The sequence below is a fragment of the Streptomyces sp. NPDC034086 genome, assembly GCF_055575515.1.
Window position 1 is genome coordinate 788,715 of sequence record NZ_JBVISM010000002.1, and the last position, 24,423, is coordinate 813,137.

At 71.9% G+C, this 24,423-nt stretch carries 23 protein-coding genes; 14 read left to right on the forward strand and 9 right to left on the reverse strand.

The annotated features are described in order from the left end of the window. Positions 1-77: 77 nt before the first annotated feature. Positions 78-779, reverse strand: coding sequence for a nitroreductase family protein (locus ACZ514_RS09005; protein ID WP_469124418.1), 702 nt, complete (start codon positions 777-779; stop codon positions 78-80). A gap of 81 nt (positions 780-860) precedes the next feature. Between ACZ514_RS09005 and ACZ514_RS09010 the strand changes: the two genes are divergently transcribed. After that, positions 861-1,574: a tyrosine-protein phosphatase gene (locus ACZ514_RS09010; RefSeq protein WP_469124419.1), complete on the forward strand. Its 714-nt coding sequence runs from the start codon at positions 861-863 to the stop codon at positions 1,572-1,574. After that, a complete protein-coding gene (locus tag ACZ514_RS09015) occupies positions 1,571-2,119 on the forward strand; it encodes a GNAT family N-acetyltransferase (RefSeq protein WP_468695751.1) in 549 nt (182 codons plus the stop codon). Before ACZ514_RS09010 ends, ACZ514_RS09015 begins: the two co-directional genes overlap by 4 nt. 17 nt (positions 2,120-2,136) lie before the next feature. On the opposite strand, the gene ACZ514_RS09020 is transcribed toward ACZ514_RS09015, so the two are convergent. Further along, positions 2,137-3,150 carry an NADP-dependent oxidoreductase gene (locus tag ACZ514_RS09020; protein ID WP_469124420.1) on the reverse strand — a complete coding sequence of 338 codons (1,014 nt, stop codon included), beginning with the start codon at positions 3,148-3,150 and terminating at the stop codon, positions 2,137-2,139. A 99-nt stretch (positions 3,151-3,249) separates the two neighbouring features. Between ACZ514_RS09020 and ACZ514_RS09025 the strand changes: the two genes are divergently transcribed. The 4 genes from ACZ514_RS09025 (at position 3,250) to ACZ514_RS09040 (ending at position 7,054) form a co-directional block, all read left to right on the forward strand. Then, entirely contained in the window at positions 3,250-4,134 is an 885-nt protein-coding gene (locus ACZ514_RS09025; protein WP_469124421.1) for a LysR family transcriptional regulator, read from the forward strand. 262 nt (positions 4,135-4,396) lie between these two features. After that, the gene (locus tag ACZ514_RS09030) at positions 4,397-4,528 is read left to right on the forward strand and encodes a hypothetical protein (RefSeq protein ID WP_388939975.1); all 132 of its coding nucleotides are present in this window, start codon (positions 4,397-4,399) and stop codon (positions 4,526-4,528) included. A gap of 176 nt (positions 4,529-4,704) precedes the next feature. After that, positions 4,705-5,745: a 3-isopropylmalate dehydrogenase gene (locus ACZ514_RS09035; RefSeq protein WP_469124422.1), complete on the forward strand. Its 1,041-nt coding sequence runs from the start codon at positions 4,705-4,707 to the stop codon at positions 5,743-5,745. Between the two features lie 223 nt (positions 5,746-5,968). Then, a complete protein-coding gene (locus ACZ514_RS09040) occupies positions 5,969-7,054 on the forward strand; it encodes a branched-chain amino acid aminotransferase (RefSeq protein ID WP_468166550.1) in 1,086 nt (361 codons plus the stop codon). 78 nt (positions 7,055-7,132) lie between these two features. Here the strand turns inward: ACZ514_RS09040 and ACZ514_RS09045 are convergent, their stop codons facing one another. Continuing rightward, complete coding sequence (locus ACZ514_RS09045; RefSeq protein ID WP_468166552.1) at positions 7,133-7,288, reverse strand: hypothetical protein; 156 nt, start codon at positions 7,286-7,288, stop codon at positions 7,133-7,135. A 34-nt stretch (positions 7,289-7,322) separates the two neighbouring features. Beyond that, positions 7,323-8,753: a cytosine permease gene (locus ACZ514_RS09050; RefSeq protein ID WP_469124423.1), complete on the reverse strand. Its 1,431-nt coding sequence runs from the start codon at positions 8,751-8,753 to the stop codon at positions 7,323-7,325. Positions 8,754-8,910: 157 nt separating this feature from the next. On the opposite strand from ACZ514_RS09050, the gene ureA reads away from it, so the two are divergent. From ureA to ACZ514_RS09080, 6 genes are all read left to right on the forward strand, one after another. Continuing rightward, entirely contained in the window at positions 8,911-9,630 is a 720-nt protein-coding gene (ureA, locus tag ACZ514_RS09055; protein ID WP_468695737.1) for an urease subunit gamma, read from the forward strand. After that, positions 9,627-11,369: an urease subunit alpha gene (locus tag ACZ514_RS09060; protein WP_469124424.1), complete on the forward strand. Its 1,743-nt coding sequence runs from the start codon at positions 9,627-9,629 to the stop codon at positions 11,367-11,369. The genes ureA and ACZ514_RS09060 overlap by 4 nt, the downstream gene beginning before the upstream one ends. Positions 11,370-11,420: 51 nt before the next feature. After that, positions 11,421-12,467, forward strand: coding sequence for an agmatine deiminase family protein (locus ACZ514_RS09065; RefSeq protein WP_468166560.1), 1,047 nt, complete (start codon positions 11,421-11,423; stop codon positions 12,465-12,467). Between the two features lie 29 nt (positions 12,468-12,496). Then, positions 12,497-13,111 carry a TetR/AcrR family transcriptional regulator gene (locus ACZ514_RS09070; RefSeq protein WP_468166562.1) on the forward strand — a complete coding sequence of 205 codons (615 nt, stop codon included), beginning with the start codon at positions 12,497-12,499 and terminating at the stop codon, positions 13,109-13,111. A 334-nt stretch (positions 13,112-13,445) separates the two neighbouring features. Continuing rightward, on the forward strand, positions 13,446-15,068 hold the full coding sequence (cimA, locus tag ACZ514_RS09075) for a citramalate synthase (protein ID WP_468166564.1): 1,623 nt from the start codon (positions 13,446-13,448) through the stop codon (positions 15,066-15,068). Between the two features lie 109 nt (positions 15,069-15,177). After that, entirely contained in the window at positions 15,178-16,554 is a 1,377-nt protein-coding gene (locus tag ACZ514_RS09080) for a hypothetical protein (protein ID WP_468166566.1), read from the forward strand. Between the two features lie 28 nt (positions 16,555-16,582). On the opposite strand, the gene ACZ514_RS09085 is transcribed toward ACZ514_RS09080, so the two are convergent. Beyond that, the gene (locus ACZ514_RS09085) at positions 16,583-17,203 is read right to left on the reverse strand and encodes a YceI family protein (RefSeq protein ID WP_468166568.1); all 621 of its coding nucleotides are present in this window, start codon (positions 17,201-17,203) and stop codon (positions 16,583-16,585) included. A gap of 251 nt (positions 17,204-17,454) precedes the next feature. Between ACZ514_RS09085 and ACZ514_RS09090 the strand changes: the two genes are divergently transcribed. Both ACZ514_RS09090 and ACZ514_RS09095 read left to right on the forward strand, forming a co-directional pair. Beyond that, positions 17,455-19,038, forward strand: coding sequence for an acyl-CoA carboxylase subunit beta (locus ACZ514_RS09090; RefSeq protein WP_468166570.1), 1,584 nt, complete (start codon positions 17,455-17,457; stop codon positions 19,036-19,038). A 23-nt stretch (positions 19,039-19,061) separates the two neighbouring features. Next, positions 19,062-19,262 carry an acyl-CoA carboxylase subunit epsilon gene (locus ACZ514_RS09095; protein ID WP_388939996.1) on the forward strand — a complete coding sequence of 67 codons (201 nt, stop codon included), beginning with the start codon at positions 19,062-19,064 and terminating at the stop codon, positions 19,260-19,262. 161 nt (positions 19,263-19,423) lie between these two features. On the opposite strand, the gene ACZ514_RS09100 is transcribed toward ACZ514_RS09095, so the two are convergent. The 4 genes from ACZ514_RS09100 to ACZ514_RS09115 all read right to left on the reverse strand — a co-directional run bounded on the left by ACZ514_RS09100 (position 19,424) and on the right by ACZ514_RS09115 (position 24,264). Further along, on the reverse strand, positions 19,424-20,008 hold the full coding sequence (locus tag ACZ514_RS09100; RefSeq protein WP_007266770.1) for a GTP-binding protein: 585 nt from the start codon (positions 20,006-20,008) through the stop codon (positions 19,424-19,426). Next, positions 19,989-20,543: a DUF742 domain-containing protein gene (locus ACZ514_RS09105; RefSeq protein ID WP_388946570.1), complete on the reverse strand. Its 555-nt coding sequence runs from the start codon at positions 20,541-20,543 to the stop codon at positions 19,989-19,991. Before ACZ514_RS09105 ends, ACZ514_RS09100 begins: the two co-directional genes overlap by 20 nt. Before the next feature lie 93 nt (positions 20,544-20,636). Then, on the reverse strand, positions 20,637-21,050 hold the full coding sequence (locus ACZ514_RS09110) for a roadblock/LC7 domain-containing protein (RefSeq protein WP_030037347.1): 414 nt from the start codon (positions 21,048-21,050) through the stop codon (positions 20,637-20,639). 10 nt (positions 21,051-21,060) lie between these two features. Beyond that, on the reverse strand, positions 21,061-24,264 hold the full coding sequence (locus ACZ514_RS09115; RefSeq protein WP_469124425.1) for a nitrate- and nitrite sensing domain-containing protein: 3,204 nt from the start codon (positions 24,262-24,264) through the stop codon (positions 21,061-21,063). Positions 24,265-24,423 lie beyond the last annotated feature (159 nt).

Here is a 24,423-nt window from a genome sequence, read left to right on the forward strand (position 1 = left end):
CCCTGAATCCCGCCCCCGTTCCGGTACCCCCAAGCCCGGAGCGGGGGCGGTCCGGTGCGCGGGGGCGGCCCGCGGGCTCAGACCTCCACCAGGACCTGGTCCAGGGACTTGCGGACCAGGTCCGGGACCTCGCAGTCGTCCGCCGGGTAGCCGACCGGGATCACCGCGAAGGCCTTCTCGTTCTCCGGGCGGTTCAGGACGTGCCCCAGGAAGCGCATCGGGCTCGGGGTGTGGACGAGCGCCGCCAGGCCCGACAGGTGCAGGGCCGACAGCAGCATGCCGACAGCGATGCCGACCGACTCGTCGACGTAGTAGTGCTTGCGCTTCGTGCCGTTGGGGCCGAGCCAGTAGCGCTGCTGGAAGACCACGATCAGCGCCGGCGCGTCCGTGAGGTGGGTCTTCACCGCGTCCGTGCCGATGGGGCGCAGCGCGGCGAGCCATTCGTCGCCGAGGCGGCCGTCATAGGAGATCTGCTCCTCCTGCTCGGCCGCGGCACGGATCTGCTGCCGGATGCCCGGGTCCTTGACCAGGACGAAGGTCCACGGCTGCTGGTGCGCCCCGGAGGGCGCGGTGGCGGCGCAGGCGATCGCGTCACGCACGGCCTGCTCGGGGACGGGATCGGGCGAGAAGTGGCGCACCGTCCGCCGCTCGTCCATCCGGGCCCGCAGTTCCGCCGCGCGCGCGAGCGATTCGGGGCCCGGCATGCGCGCGGGACGGTAGGGGACGGGCCGGTAGGGCCGGCCATGGGTCGGGGTCCACTGCTGGGTCTCAGGCGACATGCGCAGATCTTCCAGCGAGGGAACCCCCGAGGCCAGCCGAGCGTCACCAGCTCATGTCCGTTGTGTACTGACAGGGGGGTTATGACCGTGTCGAACGTCGGTCGATTCGTGGAGTGGGAGGGCTGTTTCAACGCCCGTGACCTCGGCGGGCTCGGAACGGTGCGGCCCGGGACGCTGGTACGGGCCGACAGCCTCGACGGGCTCACCGCCCGCGGCTGGACCACACTGGCGCGCCACGGGGTGCGCACCGTCATCGACCTGCGCAACGACGGCGAAGCCGAGCCGGACCGCGCCCCGCGTCCGCCGGGGCTGACCACCCTGCGGATCCCGCTCGACGGCGTCGGGCACCGGGACTTCTGGGACGTGTGGTGGGGCACTCCCGGCTTCGGCACCCCCGCGTATTTCCGGCCTTTCCTGGAACGGTTCCCCGACCGCGTGGCCTCCGTCGCCCGGGCCGTCGCCACCGCCCCGCCGGGCGGGGTCGCCTTCCACTGCGGTCTGGGCCGCGACCGGACGGGGATCATCGCGCTCGTCCTGCTGCGGCTGGCCGGGGCGACCCCGCAGGAGACGGCCGACGACCACGCGCTGAGCGAGCCGCGGGTCCGTGCCCGGTACGCGACCCTGGGCCGGCCCTACGACGACGCCGAGGTCCAGGAGTACGTCGCCGGTCTCGGCACCACCGTCCACGCCCTGGCCGCGGACACCGCGCGGTGGCTGGACGCGGGCGCCTACCTGAGGGGGGCGGGGCTGACGGCCGCCGAACTGGACCGGCTCCGGGGCAGAATGGGGGCATGAGCGACGCCACGCGCACCCGTCTCGCGCACACCTCGCAGCTCGGCGGGGGCGACCTCGCCGTGATCCGGGACCTGCTCGACGCGGCCTTCGAAGGGGACTTCGGGGACGAGGACTTCGAGCACGCCCTCGGCGGGATGCACGCCCTGGTGTACGAGGGCGGCGCGCTCGTCGCCCACGGCAGCGTCGTCCAGCGGCGGGTGCTCCACCAGGGGCGGGCCCTGCGGACCGGGTACGTCGAGGCCGTCGCCGTACGCGCCGACCGGCGCCGGCGCGGGCTCGGCGCGGCGGTGATGGCCGGGCTGGAGGGCGTCATCGCCGGGGCGTACGTCCTCGGCGCCCTGTCCGCGTCCGACGAGGGCGCGCCCCTGTACGGGAGCCGGGGCTGGAAGCCGTACGCCGGGCGGATCGGCGTGCTCGGCCCGGCCGGGCCCGAGCGGCTGGCCGGGGAGGAGGGCTCGACCTACCTGTGGACGCCGCCCGGCGGCGCCGCGCCGGACGCCTCCGGACGGCTCGACTTCGACTGGCGGGACGGGGACGTCCTGTAGCCGCGGGCGGGCCGGGATCAGTCGCCGGCCCGTACGAGCATCTTGCCCAGGTTCTCCCCGCGGAGCATGCCCAGGAAGGCCTCCACGGTGCGGTCGAAGCCCTCGGCGACGGTGGTGTCGGTGCCGATCCGGCCGCTGCGCAGGTGGGGGACCAGGAAGTCCTCCAGCTCGTCCTGGAGAGCGGTGTGGTGGCGGACCAGCACCCCCTCCAGGCGCAGGGACTTGTGGACCACCTCGAAGAGGTTGCGCGGCGCGGCGGGGGAACGGTCCCCGTTGTACGTCGAGATGGCGCCGACCCAGGCGATCCGGCCGTACTCGCGCAGGGACGCGATCGCGCCCTCCAGGTGTTCCCCGCCCACGTTGTCCACGTAGACGTCGATGCCGTCCGGCGCGGCCGCCGCCAGCTGTTCGGCGACGGGCCCGTCGTGGTAGTCGAAGGCGGCGTCGAAGCCGAGGGTCCCAGTGAGGTGGGCGGTCTTCGCCGCCGAGCCGGCGCTGCCGATGATCCGGCGGGCTCCGAGCAGCCGGGCGATGTGACCGGTGGCCGTGCCGACCCCGCCGGCGGCGGCGGAGACGAAGAGGTCCTCGCCCGCGCGTAGCGCCGCCGTCCGGGTGAGGGCGGCATAGGCCGTCAGGCCGGTGCCGCCGAGGATCGACAGGTAGGCCTCCAGCGGAACCCCCGCGTGGCCGCGCAGCTTCCGGGTGCCGTCCACGCCCAGGGTGACCAGGGAGTGGGTGCGCCAGCCCGCGCGGTGGAAGACCAGGTCGCCCTCGGCCAGGCCCGGGTCGCGGGAGGCGGTCACCCGGCCCACCGCGCGGCCCTCCAGCGGCGCGTGCAGCTCGAAGCCGCCCTCGCCGCCGTCCATCAGCCCGCGGTGGTACGGGTCCACCGACAGCAGCAGGTTCTCCACCAGAGCGGTACCCGGGGCGGGTTCGGGGACGGGCGAGGAGACGTACGCGAAGTCGGAGACGGCCGGGAAACCGGTCGGGCGGGCGATCTGGTGGACGGCACGGGCCGTTTCGGTGCTCATGGCCCCGACCGTAGGAAGGAATCCCGGAGCCGGGCAGGGGGTTGCGCTCATGGAAGCCGCACATCCATGAAAGCCGCTCATACACCGAGGTGGGACCCCATGGCCGAACTCGCCCCGCAGGAACTCCGGGTGCTGGTCGCCGTCGCCGAGACGGGTGGCTTCTCCGCCGCGGCCGCCGTGCTGGGCATCGGCCAGTCCGCCGTCTCGCACTCGGTGCGCGGCAGCGAGGCCAAGGTCGGCGCGGTGCTCTTCGAGCGCGGGCGCGGCGGGGCCACGCCCACCCCGGCCGGGGAGCGGGCCGTGGCGCTGGGCCGGCGCGTCCTGCGGCTGTACGAGGTGCTGGGCGCGGAGGCGCGCGGCGCGGCGCGGGCCGCCGCCGGGCGGGACGCCGGGGAGGGGGTGCTGCGCGTCGCTGCCTTCCGCAGCGCGGCCCTGCACCTGCTGCCGCCCGCGCTGGAGCGGCTGGCCGCGCTGTACCCGGGGATCCGCCCCGAGGTCAGGGTGGTGCGCGAACTGGGTGCCGGGACGGCGGGGGAGGTGGCCGCGGGCCGGGCCGACCTGGGGATCGCGACGCTGGGCGCGCGGGAGGACGTACCGGCGGGGCTGCTGACCGGGGTGCTCGTGGAGGAGGCGTACGCGCTGGTGCACCCGGCCGGGCACCCGAACCCGAGGGCGCTGCCGCTGCTGGACTGGGACGAGAACTGCGGCTCCTACACCCGGCAGTGGTGGCGGGCCCAGGACTGGATCCCGGGGGCCACCGTGAAGGCGGAGGACGACGCCATGGTGCTGACCATGGTCGCCCGGGGGCTGGGGATGGCGATCATGCCGGAGCTGTCGCTGCGCGAGGCGCCGGACACCGTCGAGATCACCGGTCTGGGGCCCGGGAGGCCGGTGAGGCGGGTGGGATACGTCACCACACCGGAACTGGCGTCGACCCGCGCGGTCATGGCTCTGATCAGGGAACTCCGGGCTGAGAAGGTCTGAAACGGAACGGCCGGAGGGCTCCCTTCGGGCGGTTTCCCGTCTCAGATACTAGGAAGTCCGAGTAATTGCGGAGACAGACAGCCGGACCTGCCCTAGCTTTGTAGGAGCCGAACGTCTCGCTGATCCTGCGAATGGCGGTCGAGAGCGCGCGCCCCTGGCAGGCAACCCCTGCGGCGCACGGCTCCCCGCCTCTTCCGGCGCCTTGAAGGAACACCCCTCATCCGTGGCCCCGCCACGCCGTGATCCCAAGGAGTCGATCACCATGACCCCCACCACCGCCGCGACGCGCCGCGTCCGCCACTCCTCCCCGGCCGACGCCGACCGCAAGAACGCCGCCGCCGCCCTCCAGCGCGCCCTGGACCGCCGCGACAACGGCGGCTCGACCGGCCACTGAACGGCCGCCGACCGGGCCCCCGGCGGGGCGCCGACCAGTCCGGCCGCACCGGGCTCCTCGCGTCCCCGCCGGTGCCGCGGCCGTTCGAGGCCGTCCAGACCCTCGCGCAGCCGTCGCGCGGTCCGAATGGTGGACGCGATATGTCTGAGGGCTGGGACAGGGAGTACGGTTCCGACATGTCGACCAGCATCAATCTCGCAGTGATCCCCGGTGATGGCATCGGCCAGGAAGTCGTGGCTCAGGGCCTGAAGGTCCTTACCGCGGTCCTGCCCCAGGATGTGAAGCTGGAGACCAAGGAGTACGACCTCGGTGCCCGGCGCTGGCACCGCACCGGTGAGACCCTCCCGGACGCGGAGCTCGAGGCCCTCAAGCACCACGACGCGATCCTGCTGGGCGCCATCGGCGACCCCTCGGTCCCGTCGGGCGTCCTGGAGCGCGGTCTGCTGCTGAAGCTCCGCTTCGCCTTCGACCACTTCGTCAACCTGCGCCCCTCGAAACTGTTCCCGAACACGGCCACCCCGCTGGCCGGCCGTCCGGAGATCGACTTCGTCGTGGTCCGCGAGGGCACCGAGGGCCCGTACACCGGCAACGGCGGCAGCCTGCGCACCGGCACCCCCGCCGAGGTGGCCACCGAGGTCAGCGTGAACACCGCCTACGGCGTCGAGCGCGTCGTGCGCGACGCCTACGAGCGGGCCAACGCGCGCCCCCGCAAGAAGCTGACGCTCGTCCACAAGAACAACGTCCTCGTGTACGCGGGCCACATGTGGAAGAACATCTTCGACAAGGTCGGCCAGGAGTACCCCGAGGTCACCACCGACTACCTGCATGTCGACGCCGCGACGATCTTCTTCGTCACCCAGCCCGAGCGCTTCGACGTCATCGTCACGGACAACCTGTTCGGTGACATCCTCACCGACCTGGCCGCGGCCGTGACCGGCGGCATCGGCCTGGCCGCCTCCGGGAACATCAACCCGACCGGCGCCTTCCCGTCCATGTTCGAGCCCGTCCACGGCTCGGCCCCCGACATCGCGGGCACCGGCAAGGCCGACCCGACCGCCACGGTCCTCTCGGTGGCCCTGCTGCTGCGCCACCTCGGCCACGAGGAGCAGGCCGTCCGCATCGAGGACGCCGTCTCCGCAGACCTGGCCGAGCGCGACGGCACCTTCCGCTCCACCGACGCGATCGGCGACGCCCTCGCCGCGCGAGTAGCCGGCTGACCCGGCCGTTCCTCCAGGAAGCCGCCAGGTCACAAAGGGGACCTGGCGGCTTCTCCTGTGCGGCCCCCGGTGCCACCATCTCCCTGGGCCGCTCAGCCCCGTTTCTCCGAAGCGTGCCCACGAGCGATAATCGAACGCGAGGCCGCGGAATACGGGGAAGCTCGGACGTCCTGGTACGCATGAGCGCGGTCCGCCCTACCCAACCGGTGAAGGACAAGCACTCATGACGACGCCCACGATCGAGCTCAAGCCCTCCTCGAACCCGCTGTCCGACGCGGAGCGCGAAGCGATCCTGGCCAACCCGGGCTTCGGCCGCCACTTCACCGATCACATGGTGACGATCAAGTGGACCGAAGGCCGCGGCTGGCACGACGCCGAGCTCGTCCCGTACGCCCCGCTGGCGATCGACCCGGCGAACATGACCCTGCACTACGCGCAGACGATCTTCGAGGGGCTCAAGGCCTACCGCCAGCCCGACGGCACCGTCGCCACCTTCCGCCCGCGCGCCAACGCCGAGCGGTTCCAGGCCTCCGCCCGCCGCATGGCGATGCCCGAGCTGCCGGCCGACCTCTTCATCGAGGCCTGCGACGCCCTGATCAAGCAGGACCGCGCCTGGGTGCCGGACTCCGGCGAGGCCTCCCTGTACCTGCGCCCGTTCATGTTCGCGTCCGAGGTCGGCCTGGGCGTCCGCCCGGCCAACGAGTTCCTCTTCATGGTCATCGCCTCGCCCGCCGGCGCCTACTTCCCCGGTGGCGTCAAGCCCGTCTCCGTCTGGCTCTCCGAGGAGTACGTCCGCGCCGTCAAGGGCGGCACCGGCGCCGCCAAGACCGGCGGCAACTACGCGGCCTCCCTCGTCGCCCAGGCCCAGGCCGCCTCGCACGGCTGCGACCAGGTCGTCTGGCTCGACGCCGTCGAGCACCGCTGGATCGAGGAGATGGGCGGCATGAACCTGTACTTCGTGTACGGCGACCGCATCGTCACCCCCGAGCTCACCGGCTCGCTCCTGCCCGGCATCACCCGCGACTCCCTCCTCACCATCGCCCGCGACCTCGGCTACACCGCCGAGGAGGGCCGGATCAGCACGGAGGACTGGCAGCGCGACAACGAGAACGGCACCCTGACCGAGGTGTTCGCCTGCGGTACCGCCGCCGTCATCACCCCGGTCGGCTCGGTCAAGTCGGAGCGCGCCGGCTGGACCCAGGGCGACGGGCAGCCCGGCGAGGTCACCATGAAGCTCCGCAAGGCGCTCCTCGACCTCCAGACCGGCCGCACGCCCGACACCCACGGCTGGATGCACCCGCTCGGCTAGGCGCTCCGCCCCCGACGGACGGAAGGCCCCCCGCGCTCGGCGCGGGGGGCCTTCCGGCGTTCCGGGAGGGAGCGCGGGTCAGCGCTCGTCCTCCGTCTCGCCGTCGTCCTTCTTCTCCTTGCGCTCCTTGCCCGTCCCCTCCGGGCCGAGCCCCGTGAGGGTGTCGCCGAACGCGTAGGCCAGGCCCGCGATCCCCTTGACCACCTTGCCGGCCACGTATGCGAGTTCTTCCACGATGCCTCCCCGTGTCGTGGGCGCCGGCCCCGTCCTATTCGGCCGCCGCCACCGCTGCCTTCGCCGCCGGTCCGGCGGCGGGTGCCGCCTGCGGCCGGACCGTCAGGGCGGTGTACACCGCCCCGCCGATCAGCCCCGACAGGATGAAACTACAGTCCACCCCGCCGGTGAGGGCCAGCAGCGGGCCCTCGTACACCGGGGTCGACACGGCGGCCAGTCCCACGGCCGCACCCGCCGCCCAGGAGGCGGTGGCGCGGAGGTTCCAGCCGCCGCTGTACCAGTAGACGCCGCCGCGGGCCCGACGGTTGAACACCTGGAGGGCATCGACGTCGTAGGACCCGCGGCAGCGGACGAAACCGATCAGGGTGATCACGGCCCAGGGGGTGCCGATCGCGGTGAGCAGCAGGACGAAGGAGGTCATCGCGGACTGCACGTCCCACTCGAAGGAGCCGAAGAAGACGAACGCGGTGGCCACCGCCGCGGCGATCACCGTGGCCGTGGTGCGGGTGGCCCTCGGCACGATGGCGTCCAGGTCCAGGCCCATGGAGTAGAGCATCAGCCCGGCGTTGCCCACCGAGCCGGCCGCCGCGGCGGCGAGCAGCGGCACGAGGTACCAGAAGGGAGCGGCCTCCACGAGCGGCCCGGCGTAGTCGGCGCCGGCGCGCGCGGCGAGGGCGGTGTAGGTGCCGAACAGCTGCGGGACCAGCAGGCCGACCAGGAGTCCGAGGCAGGTGGCCCGGAAGACCTTGCGCGAGCCGTGGCGCCGGGGGGAGACGTAGCGGGTGTAGTCGCCGAGCAGCGTGATGAAGGCGACGGGTCCGCTGAGCCCGGCGGCGACGGCGGCCAGCAGCCAGGTCGGCCAGAAGGAGCCGAGCAGGTACGCCGTGTCCGGCGGGGCGGCGGTGGTGAAGTCCGGGGCGTACGCGACGACGCCGACGGCCAGGAGGACGACCATGGCCACCGACAGCACCTTGCTCATGCGCAGCAGCAGCCGGTAGCCGAAGACGGCCGCGACGACCGTGCACGCGGCGAGCCCGCCGTACATCACGGCCCGGGTGGAACCGGTGTCCGGCAGCCCGGTGAGGCGGGACAGGGCCGCGGCCATCACGTCGCCGCCTATCCACAGGGTGAGCGCGGTGTAGCCGAGGGAGAGCAGCAGGCCGACGACGGAGCCGACCAGCCGTCCCCGTACGCCGAACTGGGCGCCGCTGGAGGTGGACAGGTTGGTCGCGGTGCGCAGGGACACCAGGGCGAGCGGCGCGGTGAAGGCGATGCCGACCAGGGTGCCGGTCACGATGGCGGTGACGGAGGGCACCAGCCCGAGCCCGAAGGACGGGGGCAGCCAGCCGAAGACGATCACGCCGAGGCAGAGGTTGGAGCCGAGGAGGATCGAGACCAGGTCGCGGGGACCGCTGGTCCGCTCCTCCTCGGGGATGGTGTCGACTCCGCGCTGTTCGATGGGCATGGGGGGACTCCCTTGGCAGGGCGGGGGATGGTGGCGCACTGATTTGAGCGTCATTCAATGTGACCTGAGCCCATGGGCGGGGTCAATCCTTCACTGCGAGGAAATCAAGAGTTAGAGTGATGCTCTAACCCATTGACTCAAAAGGTGGTGGATCGGCGTGCGGCTGACCCCTACGGAGCGCGACCGGCTGCTGCTGCGCGGCGCCGCGGAACTGGCCAGGGCCCGACGGGCCCGGGGCCTGAGGCTCAACGTCCCCGAGGCCACCGCGCTGATCGCGGACACGGTCTGCGAGGCCGCGCGCGACGGCAAGCGCCTGGCGGAGGCCATCGAGGAGGCCCGCGGCGTGCTCGGCCCCGACGACGTGCTGCCCGGCGTGTCCGACGTGGTCACCGAGGTGCACGTGGAGGCCGTCTTCGACGACGGGTCCCGCCTCGCGGTGGTCTCCGCGCCCATCCGGGGCGCCGTGTCGCTCGGTGACGACGCCCCCGGCGCGGTCGTACCCGGCCCGGGCGCGCCCCAGCCCGAACCGCGGCTGTCCCTGCGCGTGCGCAACACCGCGTCCGTGCCGGTCAGCGTCACCTCCCACTTCCACTTCTTCGAGGCGAACCCCCGGCTCGACTTCGACCGCGCCGCCGCCTACGGCATGCGGCTGTGCGTCCCGGCGGGCTCCTCGGTGCGCTTCGACCCGCACGGCGAGGGCGAGGTGGGCCTGGTCCCGATCGGCGGCGAGCGCGTCGCGATCGGTTTCGCCGGGCTGGTCGACGGCCCGCTGGACGCTCCCGGAGCCAAGGAGCAGGCCCTGGCCCGCGCCGCCGCCTGCGGCTACCTCGGCGCCGCCGCCCCGACCGACGACGCCCCGGAAGGACACCAGGCGTGAGCCGTCAGACCCCCCACAGCGACCACAGCGCGCACTGCGCCCCGGGCAGCCGCCACATCGACCCGCACGAGTACGCGTCCGTCTTCGGCCCCCGCGCCGGCGACCGGGTCCGGCTCGGCGACTCGGGGCTGACCGTGCGGGTGGAGCACGACGCCCAGAAGCCCGGCGACGAGTTCCTCGCCGGTTTCGGCAAGACCGCCCGCGACGGCCTGCACCTCAAGGGCGCCGCCGTCCGCGACACCTGTGACGTCGTGATCAGCAACGTCCTGGTGATCGACGCCGTGCTCGGCATCAAGAAGGTCTCCATCGGCATCCGCGAGGGCCGCATCCACGCGATCGGCCGCGCCGGCAACCCGGACACCCTCGACGGGGTCGACGTCGTCGTCGGCACCGGCACGAGCATCGTCTCCGGGGAGGGCCTGATCGCCACCGCCGGAGCCGTGGACACCCACGTCCACCTGCTCTCCCCGCGGATCATGGAGGCCTCCCTCGCCGCCGGTGTCACCACCGTCATCGGCCAGGAGTTCGGCCCCGTCTGGGGCGTCGGCGTCAACTCCCCCTGGGCGCTGAAGCACGCCTTCAACGCCTTCGACGCCTGGCCCGTCAACATCGGGTTCCTGGCCCGCGGCTCCTCCTCGGACGCCGCGCCCCTGGTGGAGGCCCTCGCCGAGGGCGGCGCCTCGGGCTTCAAGGTCCACGAGGACATGGGCGCGCACACCCGTGCTCTGGACACCGCCCTGCGCGTGGCCGAGGAGCACGACGTACAGGTCGCCCTGCACAGCGACGGCCTGAACGAGTGCCTCTCCGTCGAGGACACCCTGCGCGTCCTGGACGGCCGGACCATCCACGCCTTCCACATCGAGGGCTGCGGCGGCGGGCACGTCCCCAACGTGCTGAAGATGGCGGGCGTGCCGAACGTCATCGGCTCCTCCACCAACCCCACCCTGCCCTTCGGCCGCGACGCCGTCGCCGAGCACTACGGCATGATCGTCTCCGTCCACGACCTCAAGCCGGACCTCCCCGGCGACGCGGCCATGGCCCGCGACCGGATCCGCGCCGGGACGATGGGCGCCGAGGACGTCCTGCACGACCTCGGGGCCATCGGCATCACCTCCTCCGACGCCCAGGGCATGGGCCGGGCCGGCGAGACCATCCGCCGCACCTTCGCGATGGCCGCCAAGATGAAGGGCGAGCTCGGCCCCCTGGACGGCGACGGCGAGGGCGACGACAACGCCCGCGTCCTGCGCTACATGGCCAAGCTGACCATCAATCCGGCCATCGCCCACGGCCTGGCCCACGAGATCGGCTCCATCGAGACCGGCAAGCTCGCCGACATCGTGCTCTGGCGCCCGCAGTTCTTCGGCGCCAAGCCGCAGCTGGTCCTCAAGTCGGGGTTCCCCGCGTACGGGGTCACCGGCGATCCCAACGCCGCCACCGACACCTGCGAACCGCTCGTCCTCGGACCGCAGTTCGGCTCGTACGGGGCCACCGCCGCCGACATCTCCGTGGCCTTCGTCTCCGCCGCCGCGGCGGCGCTGGGCGGCGACGCGATGCCGACCCGCCGCCGCCGGGTCGCCGTACGCGGCACCCGGGGCATCGGCCCCAAGGACATGCTCCTCAACTCCCGGGTGGGCGCGGTCGACGTCGACGCGCGCAGCGGCCTCGTCTCCCTCGACGGGGAACCGCTGCGCTCCGAAGCGGCCGACTCCGTCTCCCTCAACCGCCTCTACTTCCTGTGAACGGCACCGTCTGTGAACGGCCCAGCCCGTAAGCCCGTAAGGACCCCCGCCATGACTGCACAGCCCGCCAAGCCCTCGGACGACGGCTTCCGGATGCCCGCCGAGTGGACCCCCCACGAGCGCACCTGGATGGCCTGGCCGAGCCCCAACCCCACCTTCACCAACGCCCGGGAACTGGCCGAGGCCCGTGAGGCCTGGGGCGCGGTCGCCCGCGCCGTGCGCGCGTACGAACCGGTGACCCTCGTCGTCTCCCCGGGCGACGCCGAGAGCGCCCGGGCGGTCGTCGGGGACGACGTCGAGCTCGTCGAGCGGGAGCTCGACGACGCCTGGATGCGCGACATCGGCCCGACCTTCGTCACCAACGGTGCCGGGGAACTGGCGGCCGTCGACTGGACCTTCAACGGCTGGGGCGCCCAGGAGTGGGCCCGCTGGGACCACGACGCGAAGATCGCCCGGCACGTCTCCGACCTCGTGGGAACCCGCACGTACAGCACCCGGCTGGTGAACGAGGGCGGCGCCATCCACGTCGACGGCGAGGGCACCGTGCTGCTCACCGACACGGTGCAGCTCGGCGAGGGCCGCAACCCCGGCTGGACCCGCAAGCAGGTCGAGGAGGAGATCCACGCCCACCTCGGCACCACCAAGGCCATCTGGCTGCCGTACGGCCTGGCCGGCGACTACGGCACCTACGGGACCCAGGGCCACGTGGACATCGTCGCCGCCTTCGCCCGCCCCGGCGTGGTCATGGTCCACACCCAGCCCGACCCGGCCCACCCCGACCACGAGCGCTGCAAGACCATCGCCGCCATCCTGCGCGCCTCCACCGACGCGCGGGGCCGGCTGCTGGAGGTCGTGGAGGTCCCGGCGCCGACCGTGCTCGAGGAGGACGGCGAGTGGGTGGACTACTCGTACATCAACCACTACCTCTGCAACGGGGGCGTGGTGCTGTGCGCCTTCGACGACCCGCGCGACGAGGAGGCCGCGGAGATCTTCCGCGGACTCTTCCCCGAGCGGACCGTGACGCTCGTCGACGCACGTACGATTTTCGCCGGGGGTGGCGGTATCCACTGCATCACCCAGCAGCAGCCGAAGGTCTGACCCGAGGCGATCTCGTGAAGGAGCGGCCCATGGCGGCGGGTGGAGTACCGGTCCGGGCGGCGCGCAAGAACGCGCCCCCGCGCGAGGACGTACTCGTCGCCGCCATGGCCACGATCGCCGAGCGCGGGCTGGAGGGCCTGACCATGGCCGGCCTGGGCCGGCAGGTCGGCATGAGCAGCGGCCACCTCCTCTACTACTTCGGCAGCAAGGACGAGCTCCTGCTGCGGACCCTGGAATGGAGCGAGGCGGCCCTCGGCGACCAGCGCAGGGCCCTGCTCGCCCGCGGCGGCCCGGCGCTCGAGCGCGTACGGGCGTACGTGGACCTGTACGTGCCCGACGGCCCCCGGGACCCGCACTGGACCCTGTGGCTGGAGGTGTGGAACCGGTCCCAGAACGCGGGCCCCCGGGAACGCGAACGGCAGGCCGCCATCGAGGGCGCCTGGCACCGCGACCTGGTCGCCCTGCTCGCCGAGGGCATCTCGCGCGGCGAGTTCCGCGCGGTCGACCCCGACCGCTTCGCGGCCAGGCTGCGGGCTCTGCTCGACGGGTTCAGCATCCAGGTCGCCGTCGGACTGCCCGGCATCGAGCGGGAGGACATCCTGGCGCACGTCGCGGAGTTCCTCGCCGAGACCCTGGCCGGATAGCCGTCCCCCGCGGCGGCGGCCGCCTGCCGGACGGGGGGTGCCCGCATGCTGAGACCGGCGTCCACGCTCCGAGGGCCTTGTGTCAGACTGCGGACGTGTCTGCTCGGCTCATGATTATGGACAGCAGCGCGCCGGTCCTCTGTGACCGCTGAAACCGTGGACGACCTCCGCGGCAGCGGCCACCGTGCCTCAGACCCGCGCGCAGACCTCTCGCACCCGCGAGGGGTCTTTTCGTTTCCAGGGCAGAAACATGCCGGAACCGGACAGCGCGCGATGATGGGGGCAGTGGATCCCCGGTCTCCGGAACCACTCATCCGACAGGAGTCAGATCAGCATGACGACGACAGAGGCGAGCCAGCCGACAGAGGCACTCGACGACGGCTTCCACGTCTTCGACACCACCCTGCGCGACGGCGCCCAGCGTGAGGGCATCAACCTCACGGTCGCGGACAAGCTGACGATCGCGCGGTACCTCGACGAGTTCGGAGTCGGCTTCATCGAGGGGGGCTGGCCCGGCGCCAACCCCCGCGACACCGAGTTCTTCGCCCGCGCCCGGGCCGAGATCCACTTCAGGAACGCCCAGCTGGTCGCCTTCGGCGCCACCCGCCGGGCCGGCGGCGACGCCGCCTCGGACCCGCAGGTGCGCGCCCTCCTGGAATCCGGCGCGCCGGTCATCACCCTCGTCGCCAAGTCCCACGACCGCCACGTCGAACTCGCGCTGCGCACCACCCTCGAAGAGAACCTGGAGATGGTCCGGGACACCGTCTCCCACCTCGTCGCCCAGGGCCGCCGCGTCTTCGTCGACTGCGAGCACTTCTTCGACGGCTACCGCGCCAACGCCGAGTACGCCAAGGCCGTCGTCCGCACCGCCCACGAGGCCGGCGCCGACGTCGTCATCCTCTGCGACACCAACGGCGGCATGCTCCCCGCCCAGATCGGCGCGGTCGTCTCGACCGTCCTGGCCGACACCGGCGCCCGGCTGGGCATCCACGCCCAGGACGACACCGGCTGCGCCGTCGCCAACACCCTGGCCGCCGTCGACGCCGGCGCCACGCACGTGCAGTGCACCGCGAACGGATACGGGGAGCGCGTCGGCAACGCCAACCTCTTCCCGGTCGTCGCCGCGCTGGAGATCAAGTACGGCCGCAAGGTCCTCCCCGAGGGCGCGCTCGCCGAGATGACCCGCATCTCCCACGCCATCGCCGAGGTCGTCAACCTCACCCCCTCCACGCACCAGCCGTACGTCGGCGTCTCCGCCTTCGCGCACAAGGCGGGCCTGCACGCCTCGGCGATCAAGGTCGACCCGGACCTGTACCAGCACATCGACCCCGAGCGCGTCGGCAACACCATGCGCATGCTGGTCTCCGACATGGCCGGCCGCGCCTCCATCGAGCTCAAGGGCAGGGAGCTCGGCGTCGACCTCGGCGGGGACCGGGCGCTGATCGCCCGCGTGGTCGAGCGGGTCAAGGAGCGCGAGCTGGCCGGCTACACCTACGAGGCCGCCGACGCCTCCTTCGAGCTGCTGCTGCGGGCCGAGGCCGAGGGCCGGGCGCGCAAGTACTTCCGTACCGAGTCCTGGCGGGCCATCGTCGAGGACCGCCCCGACGGGACCCACGCCAACGAGGCGACCGTCAAGCTGTGGGCCAAGGGCGAGCGGATCGTCGCCACGGCGGAGGGCAACGGCCCCGTCAACGCCCTCGACCGCGCCCTGCGGGTCGGTCTGGAACGCTTCTACCCGCAGCTGGCCAAGTTCGAGCTCGTCGACTACAAGGTCCGCATCCTGGAGGGCAAGCACGGCACGGAGTCCACGACCCGCGTCCTGATCTCCACGACGGACGGCACCCGCGAGTGGAACACGGTGGGCGTCGCCCCCAACGTCATCGCCGCCTCCTGGCAGGCCCTGGAGGACGCCTACACCTTCGGCCTCCTCCACGCGGGCGTCGAACCGGCCGAGTAGCTCCGGCGCCCACCTCGCCGGGCGCCGGCCCGGCGGGCCCCCCACCCCGAACCATGCGGCTTATGTCCGGCTTACCCGGGAAAGTTCCGGTTCGGGTAGCGTCGTCAGTATGAGGACCAGGCTGATGTCCATACGCGTGGGATCGATGCTGTCCGGTCTGCTGCTGGCGCTGTCCGCCGGGACGATCGGCGCCGCCCCGCGGGCGGTCGCCGCCGACGGGGGGACCGCCGCGGTGGCGGAGGCGTTCAGGAAGGGCCCGGTCTACGTCGATCCCGGGGCCGCCGCACAGCTGTCGCCCGCCCAGGCGGACGCCCTGGCCGCGAAGATCAAGGCGGCCGGCAAGCCGCTCTTCGTCGCCGTGCTGCCCGCCACCGCCGCCTTCCCCGCCGACAGCGTGCTGCGCGCGGTGCGCACGCGGACGGGGATCACCGGGCTCTACGCCGTCCGGCTCGGCGACGGATTCGACGCCAGGGCCGACCGGGCCGTCATGCCGGGCAACGCGGTCCGCAACCTCACCGACGCGGTGAAGGCGGACGGGCCGGTGGACGCCGCCGCCCAGCTGGACGACTTCGCCGGCCAGGCCCTCCCGCAGATGAAGGGCCGGGCCCCCGCCTCCTGGAGCGAGGGGGCCGACGGGGGCGGATCCTCCGCCGGGGCGTTGATCGCCCTCGGCGCGGTGGCCCTGGCCGGCGGGGGTGGCGCGTACCTGCTGGTCAAGCGGAACCGCAAGAAGAAGGACGAGATCCGGCGCGAAGCGGTCGCCCGGCTCGCGGTGGTGGTGGACGAGGACATCACCGCCTTCGGCGAGGAACTCGACCGCCTCGACTTCCACCCCGGTGAGCCCGGTGCCGACGACGCGATGCGCACGGACTACGAGCACGCGCTGGACTCCTACGAGAAGGCCAAGCGGATCATGGCCTCGGTGCGCGAGCCGCACGAGGTGCAGGGCGTCACCCAGGCGCTGGAGGACGGCCGGTACGCGCTGGCCTCGCTCGACGCCCGCCGTCGGCGCGAGCCGCTGCCCGAGCGCCGTCCGCCCTGCTTCTTCGACCCCCGCCACGGCCCGAGTACGCGGGACGCGGTCTGGGCCCCGGCCGGCGGCGCGGCCCGTACGGTGCCGGTCTGCACGGCGGACGCCGTACGGCTGCGCGACGGCGTGGACCCGGCGGTGCGCACCGTGGACACGGAGCACGGCCCGCGCCCGTACTACGACGCCGGTCCGGCGTACGGACCGTGGGCCGGCGGCTACTTCGGCGGTGGCATCCTGCCCGGCCTGCTGATGGGCACGGTGCTGGGCTCGATGATGGCCACGCCCGCCTACGCCTCGGATTTCGGCGGCGGGTACGGCGGCCACGACGGCGGGGGTCCCGAGGGCGGGGACGTCTCGGGAGCCGACTTCGACCCGTCCGACTTCGGCGGCGGGGACTTCGGCGGCGGTGGCGGCTTCGACGGTGGCGGCGGGTTCGACGGCGGGGGCGGCTGGTAGCCGCCCCCGGGGTTCCGCGCGGCCGGGATCAGGCCTGCTTGACCGCCGAGATGTCGAAGGTCAGCTTCACCTTGTCGCTGACCATCACGCCGCCGGCCTCCAGGGCGGCGTTCCAGGTCAGGCCCCAGTCGGAGCGGAGGATCTCGGCGGAGCCCTCGAAGCCGACGCGCTCGCTGCCGTAGACGTCCGTGGCGGAACCGGAGAACTCCAGGTCGATGGAGAGCGGACGCGTCACGTCCTTGATCGTCAGTTCGCCGGTGATCCGGTACGCGTCACCGCCGAGGTGCGCCGCGGAGGTGGAGCGGAAGGTCATGAGCGGGAAGAGTTCGGCGTCGAAGAAGTCGCTGCCCAGCAGGTGGGCGTCGCGGTCGGCGATGCCGGTGCTGACGGAGGCGATCTCGACGTCGATGGAGGCGGTGGAGCGCGAGGGGTCGCGGCCGTCCAGGTGCAGGGTGCCCTCGTGCCGGGCGAAGCCGCCGCGGACATTGGTCACCATGGCGTGGCGCACGGTGAAGCCGATGCTGCTGTGGGCGGGGTCGATGACGTAGTCGCCGGTGAGCGCGGCGAGCGCCGGGTCGACGTCGAGCGTGGCGACCGGGCCCTGCGGGACGGACTCGTTGCGGGTGCCGCGGCGGGAGAAGAGACCCATGACTTCCTCCTGAGAAGTGGCTCATTTCGTTGAACTTTCAACAAGAACGACGCTAGACCCATTCCGTTCAAATTTCAACTTCTTCCGCTCCGGGCTGGCGCTTTTATAGGAACCCCACAAAGGGTCGAGGCTCGCGCTGGGGGAGTCCATGCATGCTTCGGAGGTTCTGTCCGGCCCGGACAGCGGAGGGGGCCGGAGACTGTGTAGAACCGACGGAGGGTTTTGATGGCCACGCTCCGTAAGGTCGGTACATGACCGTTGTGGACCAGACTCCGAGCGAGCCGACGGACGCCCGCGGGCGCGTGGCCGAGCTGCACGCCCTCCGCGAGGAGGCCCGGCGCGGCCCCAGCGACCGCGCGACCGAAGCGCAGCACGCCAAGGGCAAGCTGACCGCGCGCGAGCGCATCGCGCTCCTGCTGGACGAAGGTTCCTTCAGGGAGGTGGAGCAGCTGCGCCGGCACCGGGCGACCGGTTTCGGCCTGGAGGCGAAGAAGCCCTACACGGACGGCGTGATCACCGGGTGGGGAACGGTCGAGGGCCGCACCGTCTTCGTCTACGCGCACGACTTCCGCATCTTCGGCGGCGCCCTGGGCGAGGCCCACGCCACGAAGATCCACAAGATCATGGACATGGCCATCGCGGCCGGTGCCCCGCTGGTCTCCCTCAACGACGGCGCGGGCGCCCGTATCCAGGAGGGCGTCTCCGCCCTCGCCGGCTACGGCGGCATCTTCCAGCGCAACACGAAGGCCTCCGGGGTCATCCCGCAGATCTCCGTGATGCTGGGCCCGTGCGCCGGCGGAGCCGCGTACTCCCCGGCCCTGACGGACTTCGTCTTCATGGTCCGCGAGACCTCGCAGATGTTCATCACCGGACCCGACGTGGTCCGCGCGGTGACCGGTGAGGAGATCACCCAGAACGGCCTCGGCGGCGCGGACGTGCACGCCGAGACCTCCGGCGTCGCGCACTTCGCGTACGACGACGAGGAGACCTGCATCGCCGAGGTCCGGTACCTCATCACGATGCTGCCCTCCAACAACCGCGAGAACCCCCCGGTCCACGAGAGCTCCGACCCCGTCGACCGGCGCTCGGACGTCCTGCTGGACCTGGTCCCCGCCGACGGCAACCGCCCGTACGACATGCTCAAGGTCATCGAGGAGCTCGTCGACGACGGGGACGTCCTGGAGGTCCACGAGCGCTGGGCGCGCAACATCATCTGCGCCCTCGCCCGCCTGGACGGCCAGGTGGTCGGCATCGTCGCCAACCAGCCCGGCCACCTCGCCGGCGTCCTGGACATCCACGCGTCCGAGAAGGCCGCGCGCTTCGTCCAGATGTGCGACGCCTTCAACATCCCGATCGTCACGCTGCTGGACGTCCCCGGCTTCCTGCCGGGCGTCGACCAGGAGCACGGCGGCATCATCCGTCACGGCGCCAAGCTGCTGTACGCGTACTGCAACGCGACCGTGCCGCGGATCTCGCTCATCCTGCGCAAGGCCTACGGCGGCGCGTACATCGTCATGGACTCCCAGTCCATCGGCGCCGACCTCACCTACGCCTGGCCCACCAACGAGATCGCCGTCATGGGCGCCGAAGGCGCCGCCAACGTGATCTTCCGCAAGCAGATCGCGGACGCCGAGGACCCTGAGGCGATGCGGGCCCGGATGGTCAAGGAGTACAAGGCCGAGCTGATGCACCCGTACTACGCGGCCGAGCGCGGCCTGGTGGACGACGTCATCGACCCGGCCGAGACCCGGGGGGTGCTCGTCAGCGCCCTGGCGATGCTCCGCACCAAGCACGCCGATCTGCCGTCGCGCAAGCACGGCAACCCGCCGCAGTAACGAGCGAAGGAGACCCGCCGACGATGAGCACCGCCACCGACACCCTGCTGAAGGTCGAGAAGGGCAACGCCGAGCCCGAGGAACTGGCCGCGATCACCGCGATCCTCCTCGCCCGCGCCGCCGCCACCCCGGAAGAGGCCGCCGTCACCCGCCGCTCCACGGCCGGCTGGCGCCGCCTGGAGCGCAGCCGGGGCTTCCAGGCCCCCCACAGCTGGCGCGGCTGAGCAGCGCGCGCACGAACGCCGGAAGGCCCCGCACCCCTCCAGGGTGCGGGGCCTTCCGGCGTACCGGTGGCCGGGGGAGCGGGCAGGGCGAAGGCCCCCGTGTCCGGGACACGGGGGCCTTCGTACGTCCTTGCGGCGCCTGCGCGCGCCTGCCCGGACTCCTACCGCAGACGTGCCATGAGGGCGTGCTCGACGAGCGTGATGAGTGCGCTCTTGGCGTCCGCGCGGTGGCGGGCGTCGGTGGTGATGATGGGGGCGTCGGGGCCGATCTGGAGGGCCTCGCGGACTTCTTCGGGGGTGTAGGGCTGGTGTCCGTCGAAGCCGTTGAGGGCGATGACGAAGGGCAGGCCGCTGTTCTCGAAGTAGTCGACGGCGGGGAAGCAGTCGGCGAGGCGGCGGGTGTCGACGAGGACGACGGCGCCGATGGCGCCGCGTACGAGGTCGTCCCACATGAACCAGAAGCGGTCCTGTCCGGGGGTACCGAAGAGGTACAGGATCAGGTCCTGGTCCAGGGTGATGCGGCCGAAGTCCATGGCGACCGTGGTGGTCGTCTTGTCACCGGTGTGCGTGAGGTCGTCGATGCCGGCGGAGGCGCTGGTCATGACGGCTTCGGTGCGCAGGGGGTTGATCTCGGAGACCGCGCCGACGAACGTGGTCTTGCCCACGCCGAAGCCGCCCGCCACCACGATCTTCGCGGAGGTGGTGGAGCGCGGAGCCGCTCCGCCGTTAGAGCTTGCGAAGTCCACTGAGCACCCTTTCGAGCAGTGTCACATCTGGCTGGCCGCCGGCAGACTCGTCGCCGCCGGGCTGGTGAATGGCGACAAGGCCCGCCTCCGCCAGGTCGGCGACGAGGATGCGGGCGACACCAAGAGGAATGGAGAGAAGTGCCGAGATCTCCGCTACGGATTTGATCTCCTGGCACAGGCGGCAGATGCGCTGGTGCTCGGGCAACTGCCCTTGCAGGCGCGCCGGATCCGCCGTGGTACTGACCAGCGCCTCGATGGCGAGCTGGTAGCGCGGCCGGGTACGGCCGCCGGTCATCGCGTACGGGCGCACCAGCGGGTTGTGCGCCTTCGGAGCCTGCGGCTGCGCTGCCCTGGGGGGCTGCTGCGGAAGCCGGTGAGGCGCCTGGGGCTGCTGGGGCTGGCCGTACGGCTGCTGCGCGTAGGGGTTGTGCTCCGGCACGGGCCGGCTGGGCGCGGAGGGAAAGTTGAAGCGGTTCTGGTCGTGCCCACCCTGCGGCTGGTGGCCGCCATAGGGATGTCCTCCGGGTGTTGTCACGTTTCCTCCTCCGACTCCAAGAACGCAGTACTCCCTGTGGAACCGCGCCACCGCACCTTATGGTGCGGTGACGCGAAACGCACTGTCCGTCTGCTAGTTGAGAAGACTTCCCTGGAGCTCCGCGCGCAGGTCCGGGGTGAGGACACTGCCCGCACGGTCCACCAGAAGGGCCATCTCGTAGCCGACGAGGCCGATGTCGCACTCGGGGTGCGCGAGCACCGCGAGCGAGGATCCGTCGGAGACGGACATCAGGAAGAGGAACCCGCGGTCCATCTCCACGACGGTCTGGTTGACGGCCCCGCCTTCGAAGATCCGGGAGGCACCGGCGGTCAGCGAGGTCAGGCCGGAGGCCACGGCCGCCAGCTGATCGGCGCGGTCGCGCGGGAATCCGTCGGACATCGCCAGCAGAAGGCCGTCGGCGGAGACCACCACGGTGTGGGACACCCCGGGGGTGTTGTCCACGAAGTTGGTGATCAACCAGTTAAGGTTCTGCGCCGCCTGGCTCATCGCGCTCACACTAACGCTCCTGGTCATAGCTGTTACCTGACTGCTCGGAACCCGCGCTGCGTCCCTGCTGGACACCCCGCCGCAGGTTGCTCAACCTGCCGCGGACGTCCTCCGGGGCGCGGGAGACCTGGGGGCCTCCCTGCGGGGTCGTCTCCGCAGCACCCTCGACCAGGTTGGCCTTGGGCACGCGCCGAGGGAGACCGGACGAGGTGATCCCGCCCGCCTTCGGCTCACGGAGTTTGCCGGCCTGCTGCCAGCGCTCGTCGTTCGTCGAGCGCCAGTCGGAGCCGGCTGCTGCCTCCACCGGTTCCCGCTCCGGTTCGGCGGGCTGCTGCTGACGCCGCGGCCGCTGCTCGAAGAGGGATCCGGCGGACTCCGCTTCCTGCTGTGCCGACTGCCACTGCTGTTGGCTGCCGCGTCGCGGCAGGCCCGCTCCGGTCAACTGGTGACCGGCGTCTGCAGCGGCGCCCGGACTGTCGAAGCCTACGCGGTCCGGCGCCGGTTCGGGAGCGGCCGGGGATTCCGAATCGGTCCCGTAATCCTGCTGGTAGGAGCCCGGGTAGCCGTTCTGCCCGGGCCACTGGCCCTGCTGGGACTGCTCCTCGTAGCCGCCCTCGTACGCCTGGGCGGGCTGCTGCTGGTCCTGGTAGCCGGACTCCGGATAGGCGTAGTCCTGCTCCGGGTACGCCTCATAGGCCTGCGGCTGCCGCTGGGTGTCGTACGGGGCCTCGTAGCCCTGCGCGGACTGCTGCTCGTAGCCCTGGTACTCCTGGTACCCGTGCTCGGGCTGAGGTTCCGGATAGTCCTGGGCCTCCGGCCCGGGGTACTGGTCCTGATCCTGCGCCTGCGGGTAGTTCAGCTGCGCCTCGAGGGCGGCCCGGCGCTCCTCGCGGCCCAGGGACCGCACGACCGGGTCGGCCGGCTTCTGCTCGCCGCCCTGGCCGTCCTGGCCGTCGTAGGCCGAGTCGTCGAAGCCGAGCTCGGCGGCCGTCCGCAGCGGGGCGGCCTGCTGGGCCTCCTGCTGCGGAATGATCGAGGAGACGGTGAAGTCGTCCTCCGGTATGCCCTCGCCGCCGCCACCGTGGGTGATGGCGTCGGGGAGCATGACCAGCGAGGTGGTGCCGGCCGCCTCGCCCGAGGGGCGCAGCTGGACGCGGATGCTGTGGCGGTCCGCCAGCCGGCCGACCACGAACAGACCCATGCGCTGCGAGATCGCCGCGTCCACGGTCGGCGGGTTGGCCAGCTTGTGGTTGATGTCCGCGAAGTCCTCGGCGGTGAGGCCGATGCCCTTGTCGTGGATCTCGACCATCACGCGGCCGTCGGGCAGACGCGTGGCGTTGACGCGGACCTTGGTCTGCGGGGAGGAGAACGTGGTGGCGTTCTCCAGGAGCTCGGCGAGCAGGTGCACGAGGTCGGTCACGGCCTGGCCGTGGATCTCGGCGTCGGAGACGCCGGAGAGCTCGATGCGCTCGTACTGCTCCACCTCGGAGGAGGCGGCGCGCAGCACGTCGACGAGGGGCACCGGCTGGTCCCAGCGGCGGCCCGGGTTCTCACCCGCGAGGATGAGGAGGTTCTCACCGTTGCGACGCATACGGGTGGCCAGGTGGTCCAGGCGGAAGAGGTTCTCCAGCTGGTCCGGGTCGGCCTCGTTGTTCTCCAGGTCGGTGATGAGGGTCAGCTGGCCCTCGATCAGCGACTGGTTGCGCATGGAGAGGTTGGTGAAGATCGCGTTGACGTTCCCCCGCAGGAGCGCCTGCTCGGCGGCGAGCCGGACCGCTTCCCGGTGGACCTGGTCGAAGGCGCGGGCGACCTCGCCGATCTCGTCCTGGGAGGTGATCGGGATCGGCTCCACGCGGGTGTCGACCTTGCCCGGGTCGGTGCGCGAGAGCTGGTCGACGAGCGCGGGGAGGCGCTGCTCGGCGATGTCGAAGGCGGAGGTGCGCAGACGGCGCATCGAGCGGCTCATCTGGCGGGCCATCATCGCGGCCAGGATGAACGCGGCCAGCAGGGCCACGACCACGATGGCGCCGGTCAGGATGGCGTCGCCGCGCGACTTGTCGGACACCGCGACGGCGTCCTTGACGGCCTTGTCGAGGAGGTCCTTCTCGATCTCGGCGTAGCCCTCGAACTTGGCGGTCGAGGCGGCCTGCCAGGCGGGGGCGGTGGTGCCGTTCAGGGCGAGCTTGACGGGCTTCTCGCCGCCGGCTATCGCCTCGGTCATACCGGTGAGCGCGGAGCCGTTGACCACGGGCGGGGCCTTGAAGACGGTACCGGCCTGCTCGGCGGCCTGCTTGGCCTGGGCGAGCTTGGCGGCACCCTCCTGGGACTTCTTGCCCATGACCTCCTTGAGCCGGTTGGTGTCCTCGTCGGTACCGGCGGCGACGTACTCGCCGATGGCGATCTCTTCGAGGTAGGCGTAGGAGGAGAAGGCGACCAGCTGGGCCTTGCGGATCTCCTCGTTCTCGTTCGGGCGCACCAGCAGGTGCGTGCCGACGGAGCGCTGGAGCGAGTTCGCGGCCTTGGCCAGCTCGACCGCGTAGACCATGCGGCCGTAGCTGGTGACGTTTCCGGTGCCGAGGCCCAGTTCGTTGGAGAACTGCATGAGGTAGTGCTGGACCAGCACGTACCCCTCTTCGGTCGGGATGGGGCCGGCCGAGGAGGGGAGGTTCTTCTTCTGGGTCTCGGGGATGGCGTAGGCCGTCTTGCGGACCTGCTCCAGCTTCGGCTCCTCCTGGCGGAAGAGCTCGAGGCGGCGCTCGAGGCCCTGCTTCGAGGGGAGGTCCTTGACGGCCCGGGCGAACTTGGCCTTGGCCGCGTCGGTGGCCGCGTAGGCCTTCGTCACGGCCTCGTTGTTGCGGTCGCCCTTCAGGAGGGGCTCGGCCGTGAGGTCGCGCTCGTTGAGGAGGGCCTGGCCGTATTCGGCCGCGGCCTGGACGATCCGGGCGGTCTTCTCGGCGTCCTTGGCCTCGTTCCAGCTGTCGATCGAGCCCTTCACCTGGAAGCCGCCCATGACCAGTCCGACGAGGACGGGAACCAGCAGGATGGCGTTCAGCTTGGTTGCCACCCGCCAGTTGCGGGGGGCGAGCTTGCTGGTGCTGCCGCCGCTCGCGGGTGGTTCCGCGGGCACGTCGACGGGCGACATGGCCGCGCGCGGCGGCGGGGTGAAGTTGCCCCGCGCGGGTTCATCCGCGGGGCTCGAGTTGCTTCGCCTCACTCGACCAACAACCTTCCGGCGGTGCTACTAGCTAGTTCGCTGAATTCCAGCATGGGTAAGCGCCGTGTTCCAAACAGTTGAATCCGGCCATTCACAGAACCTTATGCCCCACATAAAACGGACATTAAGAGCGAGCTGCGGCAAAAACGGGGCCGCCCA